This window comes from Echinicola salinicaeni, from assembly GCF_014280965.1.
GTDB classification, from domain to species: Bacteria; Bacteroidota; Bacteroidia; order Cytophagales; family Cyclobacteriaceae; genus Echinicola; species Echinicola salinicaeni.
This window is the reverse complement of the sequence record NZ_JACODZ010000002.1, coordinates 286,808-312,180: the sequence shown is the minus strand read 5'-3', so window position 1 is coordinate 312,180 and position 25,373 is coordinate 286,808. Positions and strand designations below refer to the sequence as shown.

The 25,373-nt window shown below is 39.5% G+C and carries 20 protein-coding genes; 13 read left to right on the top strand and 7 right to left on the bottom strand.

Going from position 1 to position 25,373, the window contains the following annotated elements:
• Positions 1–77: 77 nt before the first annotated feature.
• On the bottom strand, positions 78–743 hold the full coding sequence (locus H7U17_RS04670) for an RNA polymerase sigma factor (protein WP_186755368.1): 666 nt from the start codon (positions 741–743) through the stop codon (positions 78–80).
• A 496-nt stretch (positions 744–1,239) separates the two neighbouring features.
• Here H7U17_RS04670 and H7U17_RS04665 point away from each other — a divergent pair, with 496 nt between their 5' ends.
• The 9 genes from H7U17_RS04665 to H7U17_RS04625 all read left to right on the top strand — a co-directional run bounded on the left by H7U17_RS04665 (position 1,240) and on the right by H7U17_RS04625 (position 13,444).
• Positions 1,240–2,664 (top strand): circularly permuted type 2 ATP-grasp protein, encoded by a 1,425-nt coding sequence (locus H7U17_RS04665; RefSeq protein ID WP_186755366.1) that lies wholly within the window; start codon positions 1,240–1,242, stop codon positions 2,662–2,664.
• A gap of 15 nt (positions 2,665–2,679) precedes the next feature.
• Positions 2,680–3,660: an alpha-E domain-containing protein gene (locus H7U17_RS04660; RefSeq protein ID WP_186755365.1), complete on the top strand. Its 981-nt coding sequence runs from the start codon at positions 2,680–2,682 to the stop codon at positions 3,658–3,660.
• Positions 3,657–4,400, top strand: a complete 744-nt coding sequence (locus H7U17_RS04655; protein ID WP_186755363.1) for a peptidase — start codon at positions 3,657–3,659, stop codon at positions 4,398–4,400. The genes H7U17_RS04660 and H7U17_RS04655 overlap by 4 nt, the downstream gene beginning before the upstream one ends.
• A complete protein-coding gene (locus H7U17_RS04650; protein ID WP_186755362.1) occupies positions 4,390–5,253 on the top strand; it encodes a transglutaminase family protein in 864 nt (287 codons plus the stop codon). The genes H7U17_RS04655 and H7U17_RS04650 overlap by 11 nt, the downstream gene beginning before the upstream one ends.
• 96 nt (positions 5,254–5,349) lie before the next feature.
• Positions 5,350–5,934: an RNA polymerase sigma factor gene (locus tag H7U17_RS04645; RefSeq protein WP_186755360.1), complete on the top strand. Its 585-nt coding sequence runs from the start codon at positions 5,350–5,352 to the stop codon at positions 5,932–5,934.
• Positions 5,935–6,050: 116 nt separating this feature from the next.
• On the top strand, positions 6,051–7,028 hold the full coding sequence (locus H7U17_RS04640) for a FecR family protein (RefSeq protein ID WP_186755358.1): 978 nt from the start codon (positions 6,051–6,053) through the stop codon (positions 7,026–7,028).
• A 114-nt stretch (positions 7,029–7,142) separates the two neighbouring features.
• On the top strand, positions 7,143–10,670 hold the full coding sequence (locus H7U17_RS04635) for a SusC/RagA family TonB-linked outer membrane protein (protein ID WP_186755356.1): 3,528 nt from the start codon (positions 7,143–7,145) through the stop codon (positions 10,668–10,670).
• A 15-nt stretch (positions 10,671–10,685) separates the two neighbouring features.
• Entirely contained in the window at positions 10,686–12,464 is a 1,779-nt protein-coding gene (locus H7U17_RS04630) for a RagB/SusD family nutrient uptake outer membrane protein (protein ID WP_186755354.1), read from the top strand.
• A gap of 116 nt (positions 12,465–12,580) precedes the next feature.
• Positions 12,581–13,444: an endonuclease/exonuclease/phosphatase family protein gene (locus H7U17_RS04625; RefSeq protein ID WP_186755352.1), complete on the top strand. Its 864-nt coding sequence runs from the start codon at positions 12,581–12,583 to the stop codon at positions 13,442–13,444.
• A 245-nt stretch (positions 13,445–13,689) separates the two neighbouring features.
• Here H7U17_RS04625 and ygiD read toward each other — a convergent pair whose 3' ends face one another.
• The gene (ygiD, locus tag H7U17_RS04620; protein ID WP_186755350.1) at positions 13,690–14,523 is read right to left on the bottom strand and encodes a 4,5-DOPA-extradiol-dioxygenase; all 834 of its coding nucleotides are present in this window, start codon (positions 14,521–14,523) and stop codon (positions 13,690–13,692) included.
• 180 nt (positions 14,524–14,703) lie between these two features.
• Here ygiD and H7U17_RS04615 point away from each other — a divergent pair, with 180 nt between their 5' ends.
• Positions 14,704–15,384, top strand: a complete 681-nt coding sequence (locus tag H7U17_RS04615) for a 2'-5' RNA ligase family protein (RefSeq protein ID WP_186755348.1) — start codon at positions 14,704–14,706, stop codon at positions 15,382–15,384.
• Positions 15,385–15,605: 221 nt separating this feature from the next.
• On the opposite strand, the gene H7U17_RS04610 is transcribed toward H7U17_RS04615, so the two are convergent.
• The 3 genes from H7U17_RS04610 to H7U17_RS04600 all read right to left on the bottom strand — a co-directional run bounded on the left by H7U17_RS04610 (position 15,606) and on the right by H7U17_RS04600 (position 18,858).
• Complete coding sequence (locus tag H7U17_RS04610; protein ID WP_186755346.1) at positions 15,606–16,394, bottom strand: gluconate 5-dehydrogenase; 789 nt, start codon at positions 16,392–16,394, stop codon at positions 15,606–15,608.
• An 86-nt stretch (positions 16,395–16,480) separates the two neighbouring features.
• Positions 16,481–17,320, bottom strand: a complete 840-nt coding sequence (kduI, locus tag H7U17_RS04605) for a 5-dehydro-4-deoxy-D-glucuronate isomerase (protein WP_186755344.1) — start codon at positions 17,318–17,320, stop codon at positions 16,481–16,483.
• Positions 17,321–17,610: 290 nt separating this feature from the next.
• Positions 17,611–18,858 (bottom strand): DUF4861 domain-containing protein, encoded by a 1,248-nt coding sequence (locus tag H7U17_RS04600; protein ID WP_186755342.1) that lies wholly within the window; start codon positions 18,856–18,858, stop codon positions 17,611–17,613.
• A gap of 262 nt (positions 18,859–19,120) precedes the next feature.
• Between H7U17_RS04600 and H7U17_RS04595 the strand changes: the two genes are divergently transcribed.
• The gene (locus H7U17_RS04595; RefSeq protein WP_186755340.1) at positions 19,121–20,479 is read left to right on the top strand and encodes a Gfo/Idh/MocA family oxidoreductase; all 1,359 of its coding nucleotides are present in this window, start codon (positions 19,121–19,123) and stop codon (positions 20,477–20,479) included.
• Positions 20,480–20,709: 230 nt separating this feature from the next.
• On the opposite strand, the gene H7U17_RS04590 is transcribed toward H7U17_RS04595, so the two are convergent.
• On the bottom strand, positions 20,710–22,083 hold the full coding sequence (locus H7U17_RS04590) for a sulfatase family protein (protein WP_186755338.1): 1,374 nt from the start codon (positions 22,081–22,083) through the stop codon (positions 20,710–20,712).
• A 92-nt stretch (positions 22,084–22,175) separates the two neighbouring features.
• Positions 22,176–23,243: an alpha/beta fold hydrolase gene (locus H7U17_RS04585; RefSeq protein ID WP_186755336.1), complete on the bottom strand. Its 1,068-nt coding sequence runs from the start codon at positions 23,241–23,243 to the stop codon at positions 22,176–22,178.
• Positions 23,244–23,410: 167 nt separating this feature from the next.
• On the opposite strand from H7U17_RS04585, the gene H7U17_RS04580 reads away from it, so the two are divergent.
• Entirely contained in the window at positions 23,411–23,695 is a 285-nt protein-coding gene (locus tag H7U17_RS04580) for a hypothetical protein (protein WP_186755334.1), read from the top strand.
• A 227-nt stretch (positions 23,696–23,922) separates the two neighbouring features.
• A complete protein-coding gene (gene hemN, locus H7U17_RS04575; protein ID WP_186755332.1) occupies positions 23,923–25,272 on the top strand; it encodes an oxygen-independent coproporphyrinogen III oxidase in 1,350 nt (449 codons plus the stop codon).
• Positions 25,273–25,373 lie beyond the last annotated feature (101 nt).

Genomic DNA, 25,373 nt, shown 5'->3' with positions numbered 1-25,373 from the left:
GCCCCTTCATTTCTAAGAACTCTTTCGCTCAAATAATCAATTTTAAAAATTAAGTCTTAAGTTAGTTTTATACAAGTCTAACCTACAAACACAAACAGTATCCTTAAAATGTCTTTGTGCTTATGTAATCTACCATTAAGATTGTCAAGTGCCCTGTATAATAGTTTTCTTGCTGATTTCACTTGGGAAAAATCCATTACACTTGCAATCTCCTTATAGGATAATCCTTCAAAAAAATACAGGGAAAGCACCTCTCTTTGTCGTATAGGAAGCTGGTTACAGGCTTCTTCAAGGATCTTTTTCTGATCCACAGTAAACATGGTTTGGATAGAATGATAATCAGGATCTATACTTATCAAAAACTGCCCTTCTCTTTCAAGATTCTCCTCATAAATCATTTTTCTTTTCTGCTTTATAAGGCGCATAAGTCTTCTTCTAAAACTACTGAACAAATAGTGTTTGATTGAATTAGCAGCCGAAATCTTATGCTTACTCTTGATCAATTGATAAAACACATCTTGTATTGCATCATTAACCAAGTCTTCATGAGCAGTTAATTGTCTACCATAATTATATAAATTATGGGCATATGCATTAAAAATCTTGGCCAGAGCCAATTCGCTTCCTTGCTGGAACTCCCTCCAAATATCAGGTTCCCGTTCATTAACAGAACTGGAACTTCCCTCATCCGCAAAATTGCTATCGGAAATTGAAAAATCCTCTAATGCTTTGGTGGATATCATTTGGTTTATAGGGTTATTGTTAAAAGCCGTATTAATCAAAAGGACAATACGTTATGACTTAATGTTTATTTCAATCTCCTAGAGACCATTTTTTCTATAAACTGCATTAAACTTATGAACTTAACAAATCATTACCAAATGCTAAACCATTTTAGTATACATAAAAAACGTTTCAACTTGTTCAAACATTAATTTTCCTTAATCAAAACTTAGATGTCTCGCAGGAAGTAATCACGTTAATCAATACCGAACAATATCAATCTGATTACCAAACAATTACAACAAACCGTTAGAAATAAATGTAATTAACGAATAAAAAACGCCCTATTAATCCGTCCAATATTATAGAAAACATCTAAGCAATAATAGCTTAAAAAGGAGCTATAAACTCATAATAGCCTAATTTTATCTCCCTATTAAAATTTTGATATCCGTCTCATTTTCATTAGCTTAAAAAGAGAATGTATTTTTCATATACGACCATAACAAACCACACATGGATTTAAGCAATTACGATTGTGCAGGTCTTTTTGACGAGATGTTCGATGAAAATGGTTCCTGCAGGGATCACTACAAAACCTTCGAAAAACTGTTAAAAAAGACAGGGCCAAAAAAACTGAAACAACTTCAATTCTCAGCCAATAAAACTCAGTTGGCTATGGGGATGACTTTCAATGTTTACCATAATGAACAGGGATTGGAAAAGATCCTCCACCTGGATATTATTCCAAGAATTATTGCCAACCAGGAATGGCTGCAATTAGAAGCCGGACTGAGGCAAAGAATCAAGGCTCTCAACCTATTTATTCAGGATATTTATAACGAACAAGAGATCCTCAATGATGGCGTGGTGCCAAGGGATTTGATCGAAAATAGTAAAGATTTTTTAAAGCCATGCATAGGCATTACCCCTCCAAAAGGTATTTGGTGTCATATTACAGGCACAGATCTTATCAGGGATAACAGTGGGGAATATTTTGTATTGGAAGATAATTTAAGATGTCCATCGGGGGTTTCCTATATGTTAGAAAGCCGGGAAATCATTAAAAGAGCCTTTCCAGATTTAATCAATAAAGCTGGTGTAATGCCTGTTTCTAACTATCCTACCCGACTATTGCAAATGCTCCAGCACCTTTCTAATAAGGAAAAGCCAGTGGTAGGGGTGCTTACACCAGGGATTTATAATTCTGCCTATTTTGAACATTCTTATTTGGCCCTGCAAATGGGAGCTGAATTAGTTACAGGTGAGGACCTGATAGTAAAGGACAAAAAGGTCTATATGCAAACCACCAAAGGCTTTGAACCTATAGATGTACTTTACAGGCGGATTGATGACACCTTTTTGGATCCACTTGTTTTCAATCCGGATTCCATGCTTGGCATTCCCGGAATTTTCGAAGCCTACAAAGCGGGAAATATTGCACTGGCCAATGCCCCAGGAACTGGTGTAGCGGATGACAAGGCTGTTTATGCGTATGTACCCGATATCATCAAATATTACCTCAATGAAGCCCCCATTCTTAATAATGTGCCTACCTACCTTTGTCGAAAACCAGATGAAAGGCAATATGTACTGGACCATATTGAGGAATTGGTAGTAAAGGAAACCAATGCGGCTGGAGGATATGGCATGTTGATCGGGCCAAAGTCGGGCCCAGAAGAACATGAAAAATTCAGGGAGCTCATCAAGAAAAACCCCAATAATTATATTGCCCAACCTACCCTCTCACTATCTACCGTACCTACACTTACAGATGAGGGACTGGAAAGTAGACATGTCGACCTGAGGCCCTATGTGCTCTATGGTGAGGAAATAGAAGCCGTTCCAGGTGCATTAAGCCGTGTTGCACTGAAAAAAGGATCCCTTGTGGTAAACAGTTCCCAAGGTGGAGGAAGTAAGGATACATGGGTATTATATTAAACTTAAATTCAATTTATGCTAAGTCGCGTTGCAAACTCAATATATTGGCTAGGAAGATACCTAGAAAGGGCTGAGAACTACGCCCGATTTATAGACGTTAATTTCAATCTGATGTTGGATCTTCCCCCTGGAATGAAGGCCCAATGGGAACCGCTGGTCTTTGCTACGGGTGACCAAGAAAATTATATTAAAAAAAATGAGGGATTTGACAAAAAGCAGGTGATTTACTTCCTGACTTTAGATAGGGAAAATCCCAACTCAATATTATCTTCGATCACCTATGCCAGGGAAAATTCAAGGATTGTCCGTGAGAACCTAAGTAAAGAAACCTGGGAAAAGATCAATGAATTATACCATTATGTCAACAATGCTTCTGAAAGAAAAATTTGGGACAAAAAGGATCCAAGAAGCTTTTTTGACAATATTAAAAACCAGATCCAACTTCTCTATGGACTAACAGATAGCACAGTGGCCCGAACAGAAGGCTGGTATTTTAGACAATTGGGTATGTACTTGGAAAGAGCCGATAAAACCAGTAGGATACTCGATGTAAAGTACCATATGCTATTGCCCTCTCCTCAAGAAGTGGGCAGTCCTTTGGATTTTCTGCACTGGATGGCACTATTAAAATCTGTAACGGCATTCAATACTTACCGCCGAATGTATGGCACCATCAGTGCCAGTAAAGTGCTTGAATTCCTAATCTTTAACCGAAGATTTCCGAGATCTATTTATTTTTGTCTAAAAGAAGCTGAAGATTGCCTTCATATGATTACTGAATCCAGCACCAATGAATTCAAGAATTCTGCAGAAAAGGAAATTGGTGCACTCAGGTCTAAACTAGGTTTTAGTGATATCAGTGATATCATCGATCAAGGACTTCACGAATCCATAGATGATTTACAGCAAAAAATAAATATTATTTCTAGGGAAATTGAGTTAAATTTCTTCCAATTAAAACCAAGTGTGAGCCCTCAAAACCAAGAACAAGAATGACCTTTTGTTTAGGCATCAAAACCAAACACGGAATCATAGGCCTCTCTGATACCCGTATTACTTCTGGAAATGAAACCACGACGGCAAAGAAAGTCTATGTGGTAAACAAACGGAAGCACTCCTATTTTGTCATGACTTCAGGCCTCAGATCTGTTCGGGACAAGGCAATAACTTATTTCACAGAGGTCATCCAACATCAGGATGACCAGTTCAATAAGCTCTACCAAGCAGTCAATGAACTTGGAAACCAAATAAAAAGGGTAGCCAAGGAAGATAAAGAAGACCTTGAAGCCTCTGGACTTAACTTTAACCTCCATGCGATTATCGGAGGGCAATTACAAGATGACTCAGAGCCTAAACTTTACCTGCTATATCCTCAAGGAAACTGGATTGAAATTATAAAAGGCACTCCCTTTGTCATTATTGGGAATACAGGTTTTGGAAATCCTGTACTAAGGAGATCTCTCACTTATGATGAAACCTTGGACTTCGCCTTAAAAAGTGCCTTTTTGGCCTTTGATGCGACGAGAATATCCGCCAATGATGTGGCCTTCCCAATAGATACAGTCATTCTGGAAAATGACAAGTTTGAAATCAAAGAACAACGATTTGAACAAAATGAGTTGGTCCATATCTCTGATTTCTGGAATAGCCGACTGAAGAGTGCCATCAATGAACTGCCTGCCGATGTCCTAAAAAAAGCTTTTCACAAAAAAGAAAGCCCGCTGAATGAATTCTGAGCACCTTCTTACTATACATCATCTTACCCAATATAGCTATGACCAGGAAGTCATGCTCAATCCCCAAAAGGTATTGCTATCACCTTCCACGCGCAGCTATTATAAGGTACTGAGTTATGAATCCATGATAAGCCCTTCACCTCAAGGCATCAATTACCGCATGGATATGGAGGGGAATTTATGTCAGCATATTTGGTTTGACCAGCCAACTAAAATCTTTGAAATTGATATCAAAACCGAATTGAAGATCCTTCCTATAAACCCATTTGATTTTATCCTTGATAATGGCTTTGAGGGTAGTAATGAAGAAGGGGAACTAAACTTTAACTATAGCAAAAAAGAAATCGATTTTCTTGCTCCCTATCTTAAGGATCCTCAATCAGATTTATTATTTAACAAAACAAAAAACATTAAAGCGAAAGCCACTGGAACTGTATCATTTTTGGTCGATATCACTGCTGAAATCCATGATGATTGCCAACATATTATCAGACATGAATCCGGCGTATGGAACCCTGAGAAAACATTGGCCGAAAAAAAAGGATCTTGTAGGGATTTATCATGGCTATTGATCAATATGCTGAGAAGCATAGGCTTGGCCAGCAGGTTTGTAAGTGGCTATGCTTATAATCCAGAACTGGAAGAAAATCATGAATTACATGCCTGGGTAGAAGTGTTCTGCCCAGGAGCTGGATGGATAGGATTAGACCCAAGTCTTGGCCTATTAACTGATGCTTATCATATTCCCTTGGCCATAAGTTATATGCCTGAATTGACCCTGCCAGTCTCTGGTAGCTATGGTGGCCAAACAAAATCCCATCTAAAGAGCTATGTAGCCATCAAAAAAAGATAATAAATCCCAAGCCTCTATTTTTATTAACCTTTTCTTAACTCATCTCCTGCCATAAGTTCATATCCTTCACTTTAAATTTGGCTCAAACTTAGTCTCATGAGCAGAATAGTAAGTGACACCGAACTTTTTACCCTAATGGCCCAAAAGGAAGACCATTCGGCATTCCAAGAAATCTTTAATCGCTATTGGGACTCCCTTTTTGATATTGCGCTCAATAAAACCAAAAGCCCTGATTTAGCCCAGGACCTTACACAAGAGGTCTTTATCAGTTTGTGGAAATACCGACAGAACATCAAAATAAAAACAGAGTTAAAAGCCTATTTGGTCACCATGATCAAATATGGATTTTTTAAGATGGTCGCTCAAAAAGACCAACAATTTGAAGAATTAAATTCTATTGGAAACCCGGAGCCTTTCCATGAAATAAACGGATTCTCTTTGATGGAATTTAATGAGCTGTATAACAAAATAGCCATTATCACCGAAACCTTACCACCTAGATGTCGTGAGATTTTCCTGATGAACAGAACCCAAAATATGTCAGTTGAAGAAATTGCAAACAATTTTAATATTACTCCTTCCACAGTAAGGACCCATCTTGCCAAAGCAACCGGTACGTTTAAGGAACAACTAGCTGAAGACATCGCACTAGCCGGATTATTATTGATGCTTTTCAGCTAAGTCATATTACCTCAAGGTTACTCAATAGGATTCATAGTTAAAAATTACATAACGTATTCTGAGTAGACACGATTCCAATATTTCTTCTCTATTGATTGAAAGCCGATCAATAAAATATGGAAATCAATAAATATTGGAAAAAGCTGGTGTCAAAGCTTTTTAACAAAACCATTTCAGATAACGAATTAGAGGAGCTTAACAGTTGGTACGATGATATTAAATTGGACGAATTGCAGCATTCCCAAATTGACCGTGAAAAAAGGAAAATAGCAGCCTGGACATCCATCAAGCAAAATACTGCTTCAATTCCAGAAAGAAGGGAGCCAAAAGCCCAACTCATTTCCTTGTCATCAATTGTAAAAATTGCTGCTTCATTTTTGGTGGCAGCATTAATTGGACTACAGTTTTGGCAAAATGAAGCACCTACCCCCGTTCCAGTTGAGATGATTACTATCAGCAATAAGATTGGTCAGGTCAGCAGCTTTACTTTGCCCGATAGCTCTAAAATCTGGCTGAGTAGTGGGTCTTCCTTTACCTATCCAGAAAAGTTTGGAGCGACTAGAGAAGTGGCTTTGAAGGGTGAAGCATTTTTTGATGTCCATCTCAACCCAAACAAACCATTCCTCATCAAGTCTGGAAACCTAAGCACACAGGTCCTAGGTACCTCCTTTAATATCAGTGCCTATCCAGAAGAAAATATGGAAGTGGCTGTTTTTTCCGGAAAAGTTGCCGTCAAAGAGGCCTTTGAAGAAGGAAAAACTATCTATTTGACCAAAAACCAGATGACCACTTGGAAAACCAATTCAGGCTTTGGCCAGACACAAACTTTTGAGCCGTCGGAAATGGCCAAATGGAGACAAGGAATCCTCACCTTCAAAAATGCAAAAATGGATGAGGTTATTCAGCAGTTGAGCAAATGGTATGACATTCAGTTCAAGCTTAATAAAAAACCTGGCAACTGTCTTTACACAGGGGAATTTAAAAACACCTCTCTGGAAAATGCCTTAAACATTATTCAATATGCGCTAAAAATCAATTATTCCATCAATGAAAAAGAAGTACTTATAGAAGTCCCCAATTGCCATGGGCAATAAAAAAATCCGGTGATATGGACCATCTCCGGATTTTAAAAGATTAAACGATTTTCCAAACTGCTTCCATCTTCGACCATGTAGCAGTGAGGAAGTAAACCTTTATTAATCAAAGTTATGAAAAAAAAACTACTTCGCATTGTTTTGAAATCAACAGCGAACCTCTTAATCATCGGAACACTCATGTATTGCTTCAGCAGTCTTGCTTTAGCACATGAAAGTGAGGCCCAGCAAATGGGCGAGACAAAAATTGAGCTCAGTAAGGGAGAGATCCTCCTACGCAAAGTTTTAGAAAAAGTGGAGATGCAAAGTGACTTCCGCTTCCATTTCAATCCTAAATTAAACGAGTTAAACCAAAGTGTTTCAGTAAAAGGCCCTAGTGACTTGGAAAGTCTACTTTACCAAATTGCTGAGCAAACAGGACTCAACTTTAGACAGGTCAATGAATCTATTGCTGTTAGAAAAAACCAAAAAGCCAACTCATCCAAAGCTGTAGAGGTTGACATTGCCATATCAGGTACTGTAACCGACCGTGACACAGGTGAACCCATCGTAGGGGCATCAGTATTTATAGCAGGTTCTGGTATTGGTATTGCTTCCGATTTAGATGGAAAATGGTCTTTAAACATTCCAGAAGAACTTTTGGGAGAGGAAATTACGGCTAGCTACTTAGGTTACCAAGGGGCCAGCATGACCATCAGCAAAGCGCCAATGCACTTCAAACTCATTTCAAATGAATTGGAGGAAGTCGTGGTAGTAGGTTATGGAACCCAGAAAAAAGTCAACCTAACAGGAGCTGTAGACCAAGTGACTGGAGAGGTATTCGAAAACAGGCCAGTACCAAATATTGCGCAGGGCCTACAAGGGGCCATTCCTAACTTAAATATCAATATCCAAGATGGTAAACCAACCCAATCTCCTTCTTTCAATATCAGGGGAACAACATCTATCGGGCAAGGAGGAAATGCCTTAGTGCTTATTGATGGCGTAGAAGGGGATCCTTCGATGATTAACCCAACAGATATTGAAAGTATTTCTGTATTGAAAGATGCTTCTGCGGCTTCTATATATGGTGCCAGAGGAGCCTTTGGTGTAATTCTCATTACCACAAAGGCTCCTGCGAAAGATAGAATGACTTTGACTTATACCTCCAATTATTCCATCAAATCGCCAACTACAGTTCCTGACCTGGTAACGGATGGCTATACTTGGGCCTCCATGTTCAATGAAGCTTGGACAGCATGGAATGACTATTCCCAAACTCCACAAAATGCCAATAAAACCCTTCCATTTTCTCAGGATTACTTGGCAGAATTAAAGAGGAGGTCGGAAGATCCTAGTTTGCCTAAAATAGAAATAGGACCGAATGGAGAGTACATCTACTATGGCAATACAGACTATTATGGGGAACTATACAAAAAAAGCCTCTTTGCCATGGAGCAGAACATTTCCTTATCTGGCAGCAATGGTAAAACAGGCTATTATATCACAGGAAGATATTACGATCAGGAAGGCTTATTCAGGTATAATTCTGATGACTTCAAATCATATAATTTCCGTGCCAAAGGTTCTATGGAAATGACCGATTGGTTGACCGTGGAAAACAATACTGATTATTCCTTTAGAAAATACCATAATCCATTAAACGTTGGTGAAGGAGGAAGTATTTGGAGGAATATTGCAGATGAAGGCCACCCTTTGGCGCCACTATTAAACCCTGACGGTACGCTTTCTTATTCAGCAGCTTATACCGTTGGTGATTTCTATTACGGCAAAAATGGTATCGACACAGAAAGAAGCATTATTAAAAACATCACCAGCTTCAATTCGAAGTTCTTTGATAATACCTTTAGAGTTCGAGGAAACTTCACCTTCCAGGATGTTCAAAATAATGAGCAAAGAATCCGTGTGCCTGTCCCTTACAGCCGAAGTCAAGGAGTGATCGAATATGTTGGTATGAACACCAATGACATTAGAAATAGCCGATCAGCGACCCGTTATTTGGCTACCAATATTTATGCGGAGTATGAGCCAAAATTATCTGGAGAGCACCACCTGAAAGGCATGGCTGGGTACAATTATGAATCATCCACTTTTAGCAATCTAACCGCTCAAAGAAACGGATTGATCTTTGAAGACGCGCAAGACATTAACCTTGCTTTAGGCCAATCTATAACCACAAATGGTGGATGGGAAAGATGGGATATACAAGGAGGTTTCTTTAGAGCCAATTATGATTATGCGGGCAAATATTTATTGGAAGTAAATGGCCGATATGACGGTTCGTCCAAATTCCCTCAAGATCAACGTTATGCATTCTTCCCGTCATTTTCGACAGGATGGAGAATCTCAGATGAATCATTCTTCAATATTGCGGATAAAGCAGTTTCCGATCTAAAATTAAGGGCTTCTTATGGCTCACTTGGAAATGGTAATATTAGATCCTATGCCTTCCAAGAGCTATTTTCCATTGCGCAATCTGGTAGAATACTAAATGGCGTAAGACCTCAATATACAGGACAACCAGGCGTATTGCCTGACGGACTTACTTGGGAAACCTCCACTACTGCCAATATCGGTATTGATTTGGGACTATTGGAGAATAGGCTGACTTTCACTGGTGACGCTTATATCAGGAATACCACAGATATGTTTACCGTTGGTAATTCCCTACCAGCAGTTTTTGGAACAGCAGTCCCTAAGGGTAACTATGCTGATCTTCGTACAAAAGGATGGGAATTTGTGGTATCCTGGAAAGACCAAGTCAGTCTAGCTTCCAAGCCGCTTAACTACAGCGTGAAATTCTTTATGGCAGATTATTCCTCTACCATCACCAAATACAATAATCCTGACAAAAGGTTGAACGACTATTATGTAGGCATGAAGGTTGGTGAAATCTGGGGCTATGAGACTGAAGGCCTCTTTGAATCCATGGAAGACATCAACACCCATGCTGATCAATCTTATATCCAATCGTCTACCAGCAGAACTACCTTGCCTGGAGATATCAAGTTCAAAGACCTCAATGGAGACGGCGTAATCAATAAAGGATTAAATACGGTTGATAATCCTGGAGATCAAACCATCATTGGTAATTCCACACCACGATACACTTATGGGTTTAATATCGACCTTAACTGGAACAACTTCTTCTTCAGCACCTTCTTCCAGGGAGTTGGCAAAAGAGATTGGTGGCCAGGTGGCGAAGCCGGACTTTTCTGGGGACAGTATAACCGACCATATAATGATATTCCTAAATCCATGATTGGTAATATTTGGTCTGAGGATAATCCTGATGCTTATTTCCCAAGATACAGGGGCTATTCAGCTATTGGTAGCAACCGTTCCCTTTCATCCACACAAACAAGGTATTTGCAAAGTATAGCTTATTTGAGAATGAAGAATATCCAAATTGGTTATAACCTACCGGAACATGTAGCATCGAAATTTAAGATGGGCGGCGCTAGAGTATACCTATCCGGAGAAAATCTGTTGTCTTGGTCTCCACTGTATGATGTCACCAAAAACCTTGATGTAGAAAGCACAGGACCTTCCGATTTGACCCTTACATCTGGTACTTCAGGAAATGGCAATAACTACCCTATCCTAAAAAGTGTAACCCTGGGACTTTCTATTACCTTCTAAATTGAACGCTTCAAAATGAAAAACATAAAAAATATAATCGGATCATTAGCATTTCTAGGAGCCATCGCCTCTGGCTGTGCTGAACTGGACCAATTTCCGGAATCAACTACCTCTGGTGGAGCTGTTTTTAATAGTGAAAATGGCTTGGAACTTTACTCTACTTCATTTTACAATGCCCTGCCAACAGCCAGAGAAATCCATTCTGGAGATGCCATGGCTGATTATTCTGCAAGAACCCAGGTACCAGATTTCCTTAGGCCTGGTAACTTCACCCCTACCCAAAGTAGCGGTTGGTCATGGAGTGAATTAAGAAACATCAATTTCTTCTTAGAAAACAATATCAGTGAAGAAATTAATCCAGCAACCAAAAATCACTATAATGCCCTTGCAAAATTCTTCAGGGCCTACTTTTACTTTGAAAAAGTAAAACGTTTTGGGGATGTTCCATGGATCAATAAAACCATGGATGTCAATGATCCAGACCTCTTTAATGGTCGTGATTCCCGTACTTTAGTGATGGATTCTGTATTGAGAGACCTTGATTATGCCATAGAAAATATTCAAACTACAGATGATGAGAGCAGAAGTTTAATCACCAAAAATGTGGTCCTAGGCTTTAAATCAAGAATTTGTCTTTTTGAGGGAACTTTCAGAAAATACCACACCAACTATGACCTTACCGCTTCTGCTGACCAATGGCTGTCAGAAGCTGCTGATGCTGCTGGACAGGTAATCAATAGTGGTGACTTTTCTCTATATCAGGGAGCTGGAGAAGACCTTTCCTATCGATCTCTTTTTATCAGTGAAAAGCCTCTATCCCAAGAGGTAATGCTATCTGTGGTCATAGATCCCGCATTGAGTGTTTTCCACGATGCAAACTGGTGGTGGACAAGCTCAACCTATGGATCAAGGGTAAGTTTGACTAGAGATTTCGTGAGAACGTATTTGAACACTGACGGCTTCCCTTTCACCAACTTAAGTGGTCATGAAACCATGACCTTTATGGAAGAAACCAAAGGTAGAGACAAAAGGCTGCAACAGACCATTCGAATGGCTGACTACACCAGAACTAATGCTGGAGCAGTCCTTCCAGCACCTCCTGTTTTCTCTTATACTTATACCGGTTATCAGCCTATCAAATGGACATTAGATGATATGTACTATGATGGCGGCAGCAGAAATATCAACAGTGTCAGCATCATGAGATATGCTGAAATCCTATTAAACTATGCAGAGGCAAAAGCAGAGCTAGGCTCCCTTGATGCCGATGGCTGGGCAATGACCATTGGGGCATTGAGAGAAAGAGCTGGTATAAAAGGAAATCTAAGCTTACCAACAACTATTGACCCTTATCTTCAGCAGACTTATTTCCCAGAGATCAATGATCCGGTACTTTTGGAAGTAAGAAGAGAAAGAGGAATTGAATTGGTTTTTGAAGGGTTCAGGTTTTATGATCTAGTCAGATGGAAAAAAGGCGAACTGATGGAAATGCCATGGAATGGCTTCTATGTACCAGAACTGAATACTCCAATTGACCTCAATGAGGATGGGATCCTTGATGTGGCCTTCTTTACTTCCATACCTGCGAACCCTGTAGATGGCGTTACTTATATCAATGTTTCACAAAATATTGACTCTGGTGTCAACCCTCAACAGTTATCCGAAGAAAACAAAGGTGAAATACATTGGTTGGACCATCAAACCAGAGAATGGGAAGAAAAAAACTATCTTTACCCAATTCCTGAAAATGATCTTTTGATGAATCCTGATTTGGGACAAAACCCAGGTTGGTAAGCTTCCAAAGAATTTTATAACCACAGATTTAGGAATTTTAGATCTGTGGTTATTAATTTTCTAACAGGATACTTTATTTAATTACATAATTAAACCCTTAAAGCTATAACAATAAAATGAGGACAGTACAAACCAAGCTATTCCTAGCGATTTTTTCCCTAGGGATATTTTTAACTACATTTTCTGCAGTGGCGCAAAATGAAAACCTTACCATAGCTACCTTTAATATCCGCTATGACAACCCAAAAGATGCGCCCAATAACTGGGACAACAGAAAAGAAGTCGTGGTTGATTTGATCAAGTTCCATGGATTCGATGTTTTTGGAATCCAAGAAGGGTTAAAACACCAAGTACAGTACATCGATGAAAATCTTTCCAACTTCGCCTATGTCGGTGTAGGAAGGGATAATGGAAAGGATAAAGGTGAATATTCAGCTATATTCTATAATAAGGATAAATTCAAGGTACTGGAAAGCAACACTTTTTGGCTTGCCCCTGACACCAGCAAACCTGTAAAAGGCTGGGATGCAGCTTTGCCAAGGATATGTACCTATGCCAAACTTCAAGACAAGAAGAGTGGACAACAGTTCTGGTTTTTCAATACCCATTTTGACCATGTAGGTCTGGAAGCCAGACAGGAAAGTGGCAAACTGATCCTAAGTAAAATGCAAGAGGCTACCCAAGCAGGCATCCCAGTGATGCTGACCGGTGATTTCAATGTGGACCAAGAAAACCCTGCCTATATTCTATTAAAAGACTCAAAAGAATTGAAGGACTGCTATGAGGCTGCTGATGTTCGCTATGCCAATAACGGTACTTTTAACAGCTTTGACAATACTAAAAGCACTGACAGAAGGATTGATCATATCTTTGTCAGTGAAGACCTCAACGTAAAAAAATACGGTATCCTGACGGACACCTATCATAACCTCTACCCTTCTGACCATTTTCCAGTAATGGCAGTAATTGAGTGGAAGTAGTAATAGTACCTAGTAGCTAGTATTGAGTATCAAGTACTGTGGAAATTCTCACTGATACTTGATACTAACTACTCCTTTAAAATCGTAATTGAGTGGAAATAATTTAGAAGAAAGAGGATAGAATAAAGAAAAAAGACAAATTCTACCCCCCGCTTGCAGCGCGGTTTTTTAGTTTATAGCCTTTCAAACACACTAAAACTTTCTCAACACTTTGTCCTTGATACTAGCTACTTGCTACTTCAACATCAGCCCCATTTTACTGATGTCATCGTCAGTGATCCTCCTACTGCTTTATCATTAAAGAAATTGACTTCTTCCTGAGACCTGCTCAAGCCCATCGTATATAAAAGCGGGATATAATGGTCCGGTGTAGGTATGGCCAATTGAGCAGCTTTGCCCATTTTTTGATAGTCCATCAAGGCTTTATGATCGCCTTCCTTGATTAAATTTTTGAATTTTTCATTCATTTCTATGGCCCAGTCATAGCCATATTCTGGTTCCTTTAGCTTATCCCAAGCGACCATTCTAAGGTTATGCACCATATTACCACTACCAATAATCAGGACACCCTTTTTCCTCAGCTGATAAAGCTCCTGCGCCAATTCATAGTGATATATTGGACTTTGATAATAATCAATGCTTAACTGTAATACAGGGATATCTGCCTTAGGATACATATGCCGAACTACTGTCCAGGTTCCATGATCCAAGCCCCATTCATGGTCAAGCTCCACCTGGGTAGAATGAATATTTTTTACTGTGTAAGCCGCCAACACAGGATCACCAGGTGCTGGATATTGCACCTCAAAAAGTGCTTGAGGGAATCCTCCAAAATCATGAATGGTATTGGGAAAGTCCATGGCCGTAATCCTTGTTCCTCTACTTAGCCAATGAGCAGAAACTACCAATACCGCTTTTGGGGTAGGAATTTCTTTCCCCAGTTTTTTCCAATAATCACTGAATTCATTATTCTCTATCCCATTCATGGGAGATCCATGACCGATAAATAATACAGGCATGATTTTTCCGTTTTCCTCCAAATCATCTGTAAATCGATTAAAATCAGCTAAGTTGTTCATATTCATCAATAAATATTTCTGCTCCGCCTTCTATAGCATTTGACTGCTTTCCCTATCATAACTAAAATAATATAAATATAATTCATGTATATACATCAAATATGCTTTTATTCTTAAATTTGCTAACCATTATTATCAAAATTGGTTGTAAAACTCCCTTCTTGCAACTATCATAGCATTATGAATCTAGATGCACACTATTTCAGTTTAGCGCAATCCTCTTTAGAAATAATTTTAAATGATCAATATGAAATTGATCCGCATACTGATAATATCAAAGATTCCAGACGTGGTTTGACTTTATTAGCCCGTCCTGATAATGGCGCAAAAACAAAAATTCAGGGCTTCATATCCATGCTCAGAGATACTGAACCAGAACAGTATTACTACCCTAATGCTGATTTACACATCACCATTTTATCCATCATCTCCTGCTATCCTGAATTTTCTATTAACAACATTTCCATTACCGATTATGTCAAGATCATCAAAAAAAGTATCAGCGAAATCCCTCCTTTTCAAATTCAATATAAAGGGACCGTTTTAAGTCCAGCAGGAGTGCTAATAAAAGGATATCCAGAAGGTAATAGTCTTCAAAACCTAAGAAACCAACTCAGAAAAAATTTTAAAAATAGTCCTTTGGAGCAAAGTTTGGACAAAAGATACACCTTACAAACTGCCCATTCCACCATTATGAGATTTGCCAAACCACTTCAGCAAAAAGCCCGACTTATTCAGTTGGTTAATGAATTTAATAAGCATGATTTTGGTAGCTTTATCGTAAAGGATATTGAGTTTGTATATAATGACTGGTACCAAAAAAGTATTAATACAAAAAAACTAGGTGAGTTTTGTTTATAAACATGAGGTTATCTACCCTTCATACTAAGTTTAGTGGCCACTGAGCTCAGTCGAAGTGTCACCTAACGAAGCAATCTCCCCTCATATACCATACGAGTCCTTCGAGATCACTTAATGAATTTGATGATGGGCCATACCCCTCTCGGAAATATGTAAAAAATTAAACAAAAAAAGCCCTTCCGGTAACAAGACCGAAAGGGCTTTTTCAAATCAGTTAATCTTTAATCTTCATTAGAAGGCTTGCCAATAGTAGCCAAAATCCCTCCATCTACATAAACAATCTGTCCATTGACAAAGTTGCTGGCTTTACTTGCCAAAAAGATGGTAGTTCCCTGCAAATCCTCAGGATCTCCCCATCTGCCTGCAGGCGTTCTATTCACAATAAAATCATTGAACGGGTGGCCATCCACGCGGATTGGCGCAGTTTGCTCAGTAGCAAAATAGCCTGGACCGATTCCATTTACCTGAATATTATACTTGGCCCATTCCGTGGCCAGGTTTCTGGTCAACATCTTCAAGCCTCCTTTAGCTGCAGCATAGGCAGAAACAGTATTTCTACCCAATTCACTCATCATTGAGCAAATATTGATGATTTTGCCGCCTCCTTTTTCCTTCATGCCCTTAGAAACCCTTTTGGCCATGATGAAAGGAGAAACCAAGTCCATATTCACCACCTTGGCAAAATCAGCCACTTCCATTTCCATGGCTGGCGTTCTTTGGATCATCCCTGCATTATTCACTAAAATATCGACTGTCCCGAATTTAGCTTCTATATCAGCAATGTTTTTATCTACTTCTTCCTCACTGGTTACATCAAAGAGGTAGCCATGAGCTTCTATTCCCTCCTCTTTATAGGCCTTGATAGCCGCCTCCATTTTAGAAGGTGTATGTCCATTCACTATCAGGGTAGCACCGCTTTTACCCAATGCCTTAGCCATAGCCATTCCAAGACCATGCGTAGCACCGGTTACCAAGGCTACTTTCCCTGTCAGGTCAAATAATTCTTTCATTGATTGGTTATTAGTTGTTTTGGTAATGCTTTTTTGAAATACTGTAGGTCTACACTGATGATCAATAGTCAACCACCATAAGACTTTTACTTCATGTCTACAGGTGCCACTTTGTCCATATCTCCATAATCCAGGTTCTCACCGGCCATACCCCAAATAAAGGTATAATTAGAAGTTCCTGACCCTGCGTGAATAGACCAAGCAGGAGAAATTACAGCCTGGTGATTGGTCATCCAGATATGTCTGGTTTCTTGAGGCTGTCCCATATAATGACATACTGTAGCATCCTCAGCCAAATCAAAATAAAAATAAGCTTCCATCCTTCTATCATGGGTATGTGCAGGCATGGTATTCCATACACTACCTGGTTTCAATTCTGTCATCCCCATCTGAAGCTGGCAGGATTCCACCACACTATTGACAATCAATTTATTGATAACACGGTGGTTGGAGTTTTCCAAAGAACCCAATTCCACTTTTTCCGCATCTTCCAGTCCTACTTTTTTGGTAGGATAAGCTTTATGGGCTGGAGCAGAATTAAAATATAACAAGGTCTTCCCTTCTGCTGAAGGATTGAATACGACCTCTTTTACTCCTCTTCCAATATACAAGGCCTCCTTAGTATTCAATTTATGGTCTGTACCATCTACTGTAACCAATGTAGGTGCGCCTACATTAATGATCCCCAATTCCCTTCGCTCCAAAAAGTATTCTGCCTTCAGCTGATCAACAGTTTCAAGTTCCAAAGCTTTATTAACTGGAGCAATGCCTCCTACGATAAGCCTATCAAAAGTAGTGTAAACACCCGTAATCTGATCTTCCTGAAATATATTCTCTAAAAGAAAGTGGTCTCTTAGCTTTTGGGTATCATACCCTTTCACATCATCAGGGTGCGAAGCATGTCTCGTTACGATGTTCGTATGCATATTTTCTAATGTTTGTTTATGTAATTTATTTCAATATCCAATAACTGTGCAATCGATTACCCAACCTCACAAAATAAAACTGAAAACACTTTTTGAATTCAGTTTATTGTTACCTTAATAAGATTGGAAGAAATATTCAAAACGATTACGATCTTTCTTCTTTTGGTCATCAAAAACCCTCTAAAAACAAAGCTAACAATTATCAGGAGAAAATGAACATCCAAAACGGAGTCATTTTTCCTATTTAACTATTCCCTTGTCCAATCGGAGTATTTTCTATCGATAATCCCTTATTGTACTGTTACCTTTAAAGGGAATTTTAATTTTTTGGCAAACTGCTGGAGATAATGATCCCAATCTGCTGAATTATCAAACTGCCCACTTTTGTCCCATCCGAAACCAGCAAAATATATAATTGATTGGTCATTAGGCTCAGCTACCATGAGCAACTGACTTCCGTCCCTATAATCCACTCTGTGGTCCAAAATCTCTTTCACGTTTTTGGGGTCCATAACCACACCAAGCCCTAACATGCTGCCATCAATAGGTTCATAATACCGCATAATTCCATCTTCCTTCATGATCAAAACTTCCCCCTTTTTATCATGTAAAGTAATCCCAACAGTAACATTATCCAAGTTGCCTTCACTGATATAAGAAGACTCAAAGCGACACAGGTTACTGCCTAGATCCAAACTGATGCGTTTGGTTTCGGAAACCATCTGTCCATTGGCCTCCCAAGGTGCATATTTCAATTCAAACACTGTCCTGATCGGTCCAACAGCAATCCTATCATAGCTAATAAAGTTTCTTGAAGTATACAAAGAATCTTCTTCCCATATACCAGTACCACCTATTCCTCTGGAAGAACCTACATGATAGGGATCATATCCTTCTCCTGTATCTTGGTGATAAGCCCCCTTCTTTTCATCATTCTCTTTGTACCACTTGTCAATAATCGGATAATTTACCCTTTTTAGCCAAGCATCAATGCCACTGGAAAGTGTACCGTCAGGTAATTTTTGTTCTATCCTTCGTTGGGCATCAGGTCCAAAAGTTCTGAAAGCCACTTTATCATTTTCCCAGGTATAATCATCGGTACGTTCAGGAACAAATCTAGAAAAAGTCTTTATTTCTGACTCTGGCTGTTCCTCCCCTTCCTCCAAAGGCCTCAACAAGAATTGCTTGCTTGCTGTTGGTTCCAAGTCTGTCTGGAACAGGTACTGATCCATCTTTTTGTCTCCATCGAGATCTATCCATTGGCTGATCAAACTTTTACCTGTTTCCAGGTCTTCAATCACCAATTGATCTGTGCCATATTCGTCTATCAAAGATTGGAACTGTTTTGCCTCCAGTTCAACCGTCTCAGATTTCCTGACCATGTCGCTTGGATTGGCAACTTCTATCTTTGGAAAATCACTTGATGTTGAATTACAAGAGGAGAACCATAAAAGGGAAACAACCCCGGATAAAACCACCCATCCTTTTTGGGATTTCGAGGTTTTAGTTAAAAAAGGAAACCTGATAGTATCAATCATAAAATTGGCTTATTTAATGCTTAGGTTAAAATCAACCGCTAATAAAAGGTTCCTCCATTGAAAGTGCAAGCTTGTTGGATAGATTAAAACAAAAATCCACCACAGCCCCCCAATATTGATCTATTAGACCACCCAAGCAAGTCAATAGCCAAACATAATAACCCATTTTTATTTTTGTACCAAACCATTTATCTTCAGAAGCATTAAACTAAATACTGGTAAAAATCAGAATTTTTATTTTCACAATAACCCAAGAAATAAAATGCCCCTAGAAAACCTTAACCGCCGTCACTTTATTAAAGGAAGTACCGCAGCATTAGCCCTCACCTCACTTGGCGTCATGGGAATGAGTATTCCCAATATCCGTAAAAACTACCGGGTTGGACTCATTGGATGTGGCTGGTACGGCACCAGTGATCTTTTTAAATTGATTCAAGTCACCCCTCTGGAAGTAATAGCACTCTGTGATGTAGACGAAAAGCATTTGGAAAATGCCCAAAAGTTGGTCAGTGAAAGACAAAATTCTAGCAAAACCCCAAAAGCATATAAGGATTACCGGAAAATGCTTAAAGAAAACCAATTGGACATTGTTCTCATTGGCTCCCCAGATCACTGGCATGCCCTTCAGGCTATAGAAGCCATCAAATCAGGCGCCAACGTTTACCTACAAAAACCCATCAGCGTAGATGTACTGGAGGGAGAAGCCATATTAGCAACTGCAAGAAAACACAATAAAGTAGTACAAGTGGGTACTCAAAGGAAAAGTACTCCGCACCTCATTGAGGCTAAAAAACAAATTGTAGACCAAGGCCTCCTAGGGAAAATCTCCCATGTAGAAATGTGCTGTTATTACCATATGAGGGCAAATGGCAACCCTGAGGTGAAACCTGTACCTGAATTTTTGGACTATGATAGCTGGACAGGCCCTGCCCCATTAAGGCCTTATGATGATATCCCACACAGAAGATGGTGGCGAACCTTCATGGAATATGGCAATGGCATTATGGGTGATATGTGCGTGCATATGTTAGACACAGTACGCTGGATGTTGGACTTGGGATGGCCTAGCAAAATCAGCTCTACAGGTGGTATCTACGTTCAGAAAGAGGGCAAATCAAATATTGCAGACACCCAGTCAGCGATATTTGAATACGATGATCTAAACTGCGTATGGCAGCACCGCTCTTGGGGGACTCCTGCTGACCCTGACTACCCTTGGTCTTTCAAGCTTTATGGAGAAAAAGGCACCCTTTCTGCAAGTGTAACCAGGTATGATTTTGTACCTCAAGGAAAAGGAGAAGCCATTCATGGAGATGTAGTCTATGAAAAAGAAAAATATCCTGAGGATCTTAAAGAAAAGGATATTGAGCTACATGCAGCACCTGCGACCCGTAATCATATGCGGGACTTCCTAAGTGCCATCGAAAACAATCATCTTCCCATAGCTGATATTGAGCAGGGACATATATCCTCAGCATCTTGCATCTTGGCCAATTTATCTATGGAATTGGGCAGACCACTAAGTTATGATCCTGTCAAAAAAATGATCCCCAATGACCCCGAGGCAAGCAAACTATTGAAAAGAGTCTACAGGGAAGGATATCAGCATCCTTATACTTGAAATAAAGCCTGAATTTGAACATAGAAGAGGCTGTCTCAAAATTTATCATTTCGACGTAAGGAGAAATCCAAAGACCTGTTTATCTCTAAAAATCAATACTTTGAGATTCTTCCTTTCATCAGAATGACACAAAAACCAACTTATGAGACAGTCTCTTTTTATCATTGCCTACTTAAATTCTCTCCATCTCATACTGGCATAAAGCGTTTCTTAATATCTATCCATGACCATTACTCTCCAATTCTTCCTTCCATTATTGAAGGGGCTGGTATAAAGCTGTTGATATGCTCTTCATAGGCTTTTTGTATTTCCCGGACAATCTCTGGGTGCTGTTCATTGACATTGTATTTTTCAGAAGGATCATGCTCCAAATTATACAGTAAAGGAATCTCATGATTTACTGGCTTTTCACTGCTATAAGATGGCTTGGTGGTAAAATGGGCTTTCCAAGGTCCCTTGCGGATAGCATGCAGTTTATCATGGAAATAATAATAGACCAATTCCCTTACCTCCTTTTGCTTGCCATTAAGTACGGGCATCAAGTCTGTCCCATCCATTTCGCGATCATTGGGTATGGATCCTCCAGCCATCCCCATGAAAGTTGGGTACAAGTCCATGCTAGTAACCAAGGAAGTACTGACCTGTCCAGGAGCAATTACACCTGGCCACCATGCAATGGCAGGCACTCGCATCCCTCCTTCATAGGTGGACCCTTTACCCTCAAACAATAATCCAGCAGAGCCCCCTGCTTCTTTTTGCGTTAGCCAAGGTCCGTTATCACTAGTAAATACCACCAAGGTATTCTTATCCAGTCCCAATTCTTTCAATTTCTTAAGGATCTGGCCTACTGACCAGTCCAACTCTGTGACCACATCCCCATAAATTCCTCGCTCACTTTTCCCTTCAAAATCCTCAGAGGCATATAAAGGTACATGTGGAAAGTTATTAGGATAATAAAGAAAAAAGGGCTGCTCCTTATTTTGCTCGATAAACTTGATTGCTTCCTGGGTATACCTTTGGGTCAAAGTATGCTGGTTCACCCCTCTTTCAATAACTTCTTCGTTCCTGTACAATGGTAATGGAGGGCGGTTATTATTCTTTGCTTTATTGGGACGCATATCATTTGAATAGGGTATGCCATAGTAAAAATCAAATCCATGGTTATTAGGCATAAACTCTGGTAAGTGTCCCAAATGCCACTTGCCTATCAATCCGGTTGCGTAACCTTCAGCTTTTAATGCCTCTGCTATAGTGAGTTCCTCATGGGGGATTCCCCTTGAGGAATCTGGAAAAAGCACACCTCTTTTATGGCCTGCCATACCAAAACGGATGGGCAGTCTACCGGTCATCAAGGCCGCTCTACTGGGTGTACAAACATTGGCGCCCACATAGAACTGTGTAAGACGCATGCCCTCCTGTGCCATCTGATCCAGATGGGGGGTTTGAATGGTGGGATGCCCAAAACAGCCAAGGTCCCCATAGCCCAAATCATCGGCAAAAACTACAATAATATTTGGTTTCTTGGTCAAAGACTGCGCTTCCAAAAACTGAAAGACGAATAAGAAAAAGCAGGTAAATAGAAGAAAAGTAAAGGGAGCTTTCATAAGTTATCGGTTTTTCGGATTATTGGCATGCTTCACACACTATGAAGGTTTTCAAAGCTCTTGATAATAATGTGACAAACAGCCCAATAATACTAAAACTCTCGTCTATTTCCAATTGGATAAATCCAACCCTCATCCCATAACTTTTTATATATATTTTGTTTCTTTTTTATATCCTCTCCCAGCAATCCAACCAACAAGTCATAATAGTATTTGCTATTTTGAAAAGCCGGAAGTCGGTGTCCATCATTAATCAAAAAGAATGAGCCATCTCCATAATAGGATATTAAAACTTGATCCACACGATGATCTACCAGTTTATCCTTCTCTCCAGATAATACCAGTGCCTTACCTTTAAAATCCCTTAAATGATCATAATGGATTCCCTCTACTGAAAAGGGAGCTTCTTGATAGGATTTCACCAATAAAGCTCCTTTTTCTCCCAACCAAATTAGAGGCGAGGGCAGTTTAGCCTTTGTGTCCAAATAGGTATAAAGATGCTCAAAAATCCTAACCTGTAAAGCAATATCATTTGACTCACCATATATTGTTCCTCGATTTAAGGAAGTTTGCTCCTTTTGATAGCACTCCCAAAAAACATCTTCGAAACTTTTTGAACCATTAGGCAAAATATTATAAATCGTAAGTCCCATAGCCTGCTGAAGGTCCAATAACATAGGATCAATCAATAAGATCTTCTTTACCTTTTCTGGATATCTGGAAACATAATGCTGTGCCATGGCAGCTCCAGAGGATTCTCCCAATAAGCTTATGGATCGGTTATTTAAAAGCAATTTCCTGACTGCTTCCAAGTCTTTTATTTGCTGGCTACTATTAAAGACCTTATAAGCCATTTCCCAGTCAAGCTCTTCACCTTCCAGCCAAAGACGAGCTCCAAAATTAGGCTGGGCATACCTTCCTTTAATGAGCAATACATTAAACTGGTTCATAGCTTCCCCAACAAAGTCTTGGCCATCCAAAAACTGCGTCAACGCATCTTCGACAATCATCAAGATCGGCTTATCAGGATCATAGGGCTGTTGAAATCGATAATTTATTTTTCCCCACCCCATCTCAGGAGCTCCGTAAACCAAAGGAACGTCCAAGGTCTCCCAGGCTTCCTGAGCGCTGGCAGTGGAGCTCCAAAACAAAAAAATCATTAAAAACATCATACTCCAAAAAAAACATATGGAGATTAAAAACGCATATTTATTGTCTTAAGAATAGTTAAATCTATCTCTATAAATCACTGGGGCTTTTCTTCCCTAGCACTGGGATTTACATGAAGATTAATTAATTTTGGTTTTCACCAAAAACATGTGCAATCGTGACATTATCCGAATTCAAAAAAAGCTTAGACAATAACCAGCCTCCAACTGGCCTTAGCATCCAATTAGAATCATTATGGTTTGACGGGAAGGGAAATTGGGAACATGCCCATGATTTGGTTAATGACCTGATGGATGAAGATTCAGCTTATGTACATGCCTACCTCCATCGCAAGGAAGGTGACCAGTGGAATGCTTCCTATTGGTATAGAAATGCGGGTAAACCAAAGCCTTCATTTAGCCTAGAGGAAGAATGGGAGCAATTGGTAAAACACTTTTTATAGGCGCATAGACAAAAAGAAGAAGCACCTTCATAGGTGGGCAGGAAGCTGTTTCTTCTCAAATCTTCAACCTTTTAACGGGAAAATAAAATTCATTTCTTTTTCAAAATCTTATAGAAAAACAAATAACGACCTTCAAAAACCTGACTTTTATCAGTTTTTAGCTTGAGGGATATCAAACTTTATTAAAGCTGTTCTAAATAATTTTGGCTTAAATAAAAATTGATTCCATGAGCACTTTCAATAGCCTTGTCCGCAAATACAATGTAGCTGTCCCAAGATATACCAGTTATCCGACCGTTCCGCTTTGGGAAAACAATATTGACGAACTTCAGTGGAAAAAAACGGTTCAAAAAGCGTTTCAAGACTTTGGAAAGAAAGAAGGTATCAGTTTATATATCCACCTTCCTTATTGTGAAAGCCTATGTACCTATTGTGGTTGTAATAAGAGAATCACAAAGAACCATGATATTGAGGAGCCTTATATAACAGCCATTATGCAAGAATGGAAGGAATACTTGAAAATCCTTCCCGGCAAACCAAAATTGGCAGGAATACATCTGGGAGGAGGCACACCTACCTTCTTTTCTCCCAAGCATCTGTACGAGATGCTGAATTATATCATTCAGAGTTCAGACTTATTGCCTGATGCAGACATGAGCTTTGAAGGTCACCCAAACAATACCAGTTTTGAACATTTAGTAACCCTTAAGCTACTTGGCTTTAAGAGGGTCAGTTATGGCATTCAGGATTTCGATGAGCAAGTGCAAAAATCCATCCACCGAATCCAACCTTTTGAAAAGGTAAAGACAGCCGTGGACAATGCAAGGCTAGTAGGCTTTGAGGCCATCAACTTTGATCTGATTTATGGCTTACCGCACCAATCAGTGGACACTATCAAAAATACTTTTGAACAAGTAGCAAGGTTAAAGCCTGATAGAATTGCCTTTTATAGTTATGCCCATGTTCCTTCAGTCTTTCCAGCCCAAAAAAGTTTTGAAGAGTTCCTTCCTTTACAAGAAGAAAAGCGAAGCCTTTATGAAAAAGGCCACCAGCTCTTACTTGACATGGGCTATTTTGAAGTAGGCATGGATCACTTTGCCCTAAAGGAAGACCCTTTATTCATAGCTAAGGAACAGGGACAACTTCACAGGAACTTTATGGGCTATACGCCAAAACCCTCCAGCATGTTACTAGGCCTAGGCAACAGTGCAATCAGCGACATCCACTATGCTTATGCCCAAAACACCAAAGACATTGAGCTATACAAAGAGCAGGTAGGCTTGGAACACTTTCCGTTAACCAAAGGACACCTCATGTCCAAGGAAGATATCCAAACTAGGAATACCATCATGACCTTGATATGTCAGGGAAAGGCCAAAATGATCGATACTTATTGGCACATGGATACGATCAATGAATTAATGGAATTTCAGAAAGATGAATTGGTAGAAATTCGGAAAGGCACTATTAATATATTGGAGAAAGGCATGCCCTTTATCAGAAATATCTGTGCAGTATTTGATCATAGAATGAGAAATCAAAAATCTAAGAAGTTCGTCTTCAGTAAGGCAATATAAACTACAGACGAAATTATTACACTTAATAATTTAAAACCCCAGCACTAGGGCCTGAATCATCAAACTGGTTTGGGCCTATTTTTCTTACACCTTCGCAAAAC

Bases quoted from the DNA above. Each gene is read 5' to 3' on its own strand.
- H7U17_RS04585 (WP_186755336.1), bottom strand. From the start codon at position 23,243: ATGATTTTTTTGTTTTGGAGCTCCACTGCCAGCGCTCAGGAAGCCTGG.
- H7U17_RS04625 (WP_186755352.1), top strand. From the start codon at position 12,581: ATGAGGACAGTACAAACCAAGCTATTCCTAGCGATTTTTTCCCTAGGG.
- H7U17_RS04635 (WP_186755356.1), top strand. From the start codon at position 7,143: ATGAAAAAAAAACTACTTCGCATTGTTTTGAAATCAACAGCGAACCTC.
- hemN (WP_186755332.1), top strand. From the start codon at position 23,923: ATGAGCACTTTCAATAGCCTTGTCCGCAAATACAATGTAGCTGTCCCA.
- H7U17_RS04660 (WP_186755365.1), top strand. From the start codon at position 2,680: ATGCTAAGTCGCGTTGCAAACTCAATATATTGGCTAGGAAGATACCTA.
- H7U17_RS04650 (WP_186755362.1), top strand. From the start codon at position 4,390: ATGAATTCTGAGCACCTTCTTACTATACATCATCTTACCCAATATAGC.
- H7U17_RS04615 (WP_186755348.1), top strand. From the start codon at position 14,704: ATGAATCTAGATGCACACTATTTCAGTTTAGCGCAATCCTCTTTAGAA.
- H7U17_RS04600 (WP_186755342.1), bottom strand. From the start codon at position 18,858: ATGATTGATACTATCAGGTTTCCTTTTTTAACTAAAACCTCGAAATCC.
- H7U17_RS04630 (WP_186755354.1), top strand. From the start codon at position 10,686: ATGAAAAACATAAAAAATATAATCGGATCATTAGCATTTCTAGGAGCC.
- H7U17_RS04655 (WP_186755363.1), top strand. From the start codon at position 3,657: ATGACCTTTTGTTTAGGCATCAAAACCAAACACGGAATCATAGGCCTC.
- H7U17_RS04670 (WP_186755368.1), bottom strand. From the start codon at position 743: ATGATATCCACCAAAGCATTAGAGGATTTTTCAATTTCCGATAGCAAT.
- H7U17_RS04645 (WP_186755360.1), top strand. From the start codon at position 5,350: ATGAGCAGAATAGTAAGTGACACCGAACTTTTTACCCTAATGGCCCAA.
- ygiD (WP_186755350.1), bottom strand. From the start codon at position 14,523: ATGAACAACTTAGCTGATTTTAATCGATTTACAGATGATTTGGAGGAA.
- H7U17_RS04610 (WP_186755346.1), bottom strand. From the start codon at position 16,394: ATGAAAGAATTATTTGACCTGACAGGGAAAGTAGCCTTGGTAACCGGT.
- H7U17_RS04595 (WP_186755340.1), top strand. From the start codon at position 19,121: ATGCCCCTAGAAAACCTTAACCGCCGTCACTTTATTAAAGGAAGTACC.
- H7U17_RS04590 (WP_186755338.1), bottom strand. From the start codon at position 22,083: ATGAAAGCTCCCTTTACTTTTCTTCTATTTACCTGCTTTTTCTTATTC.
- kduI (WP_186755344.1), bottom strand. From the start codon at position 17,320: ATGCATACGAACATCGTAACGAGACATGCTTCGCACCCTGATGATGTG.
- H7U17_RS04640 (WP_186755358.1), top strand. From the start codon at position 6,051: ATGGAAATCAATAAATATTGGAAAAAGCTGGTGTCAAAGCTTTTTAAC.
- H7U17_RS04665 (WP_186755366.1), top strand. From the start codon at position 1,240: ATGGATTTAAGCAATTACGATTGTGCAGGTCTTTTTGACGAGATGTTC.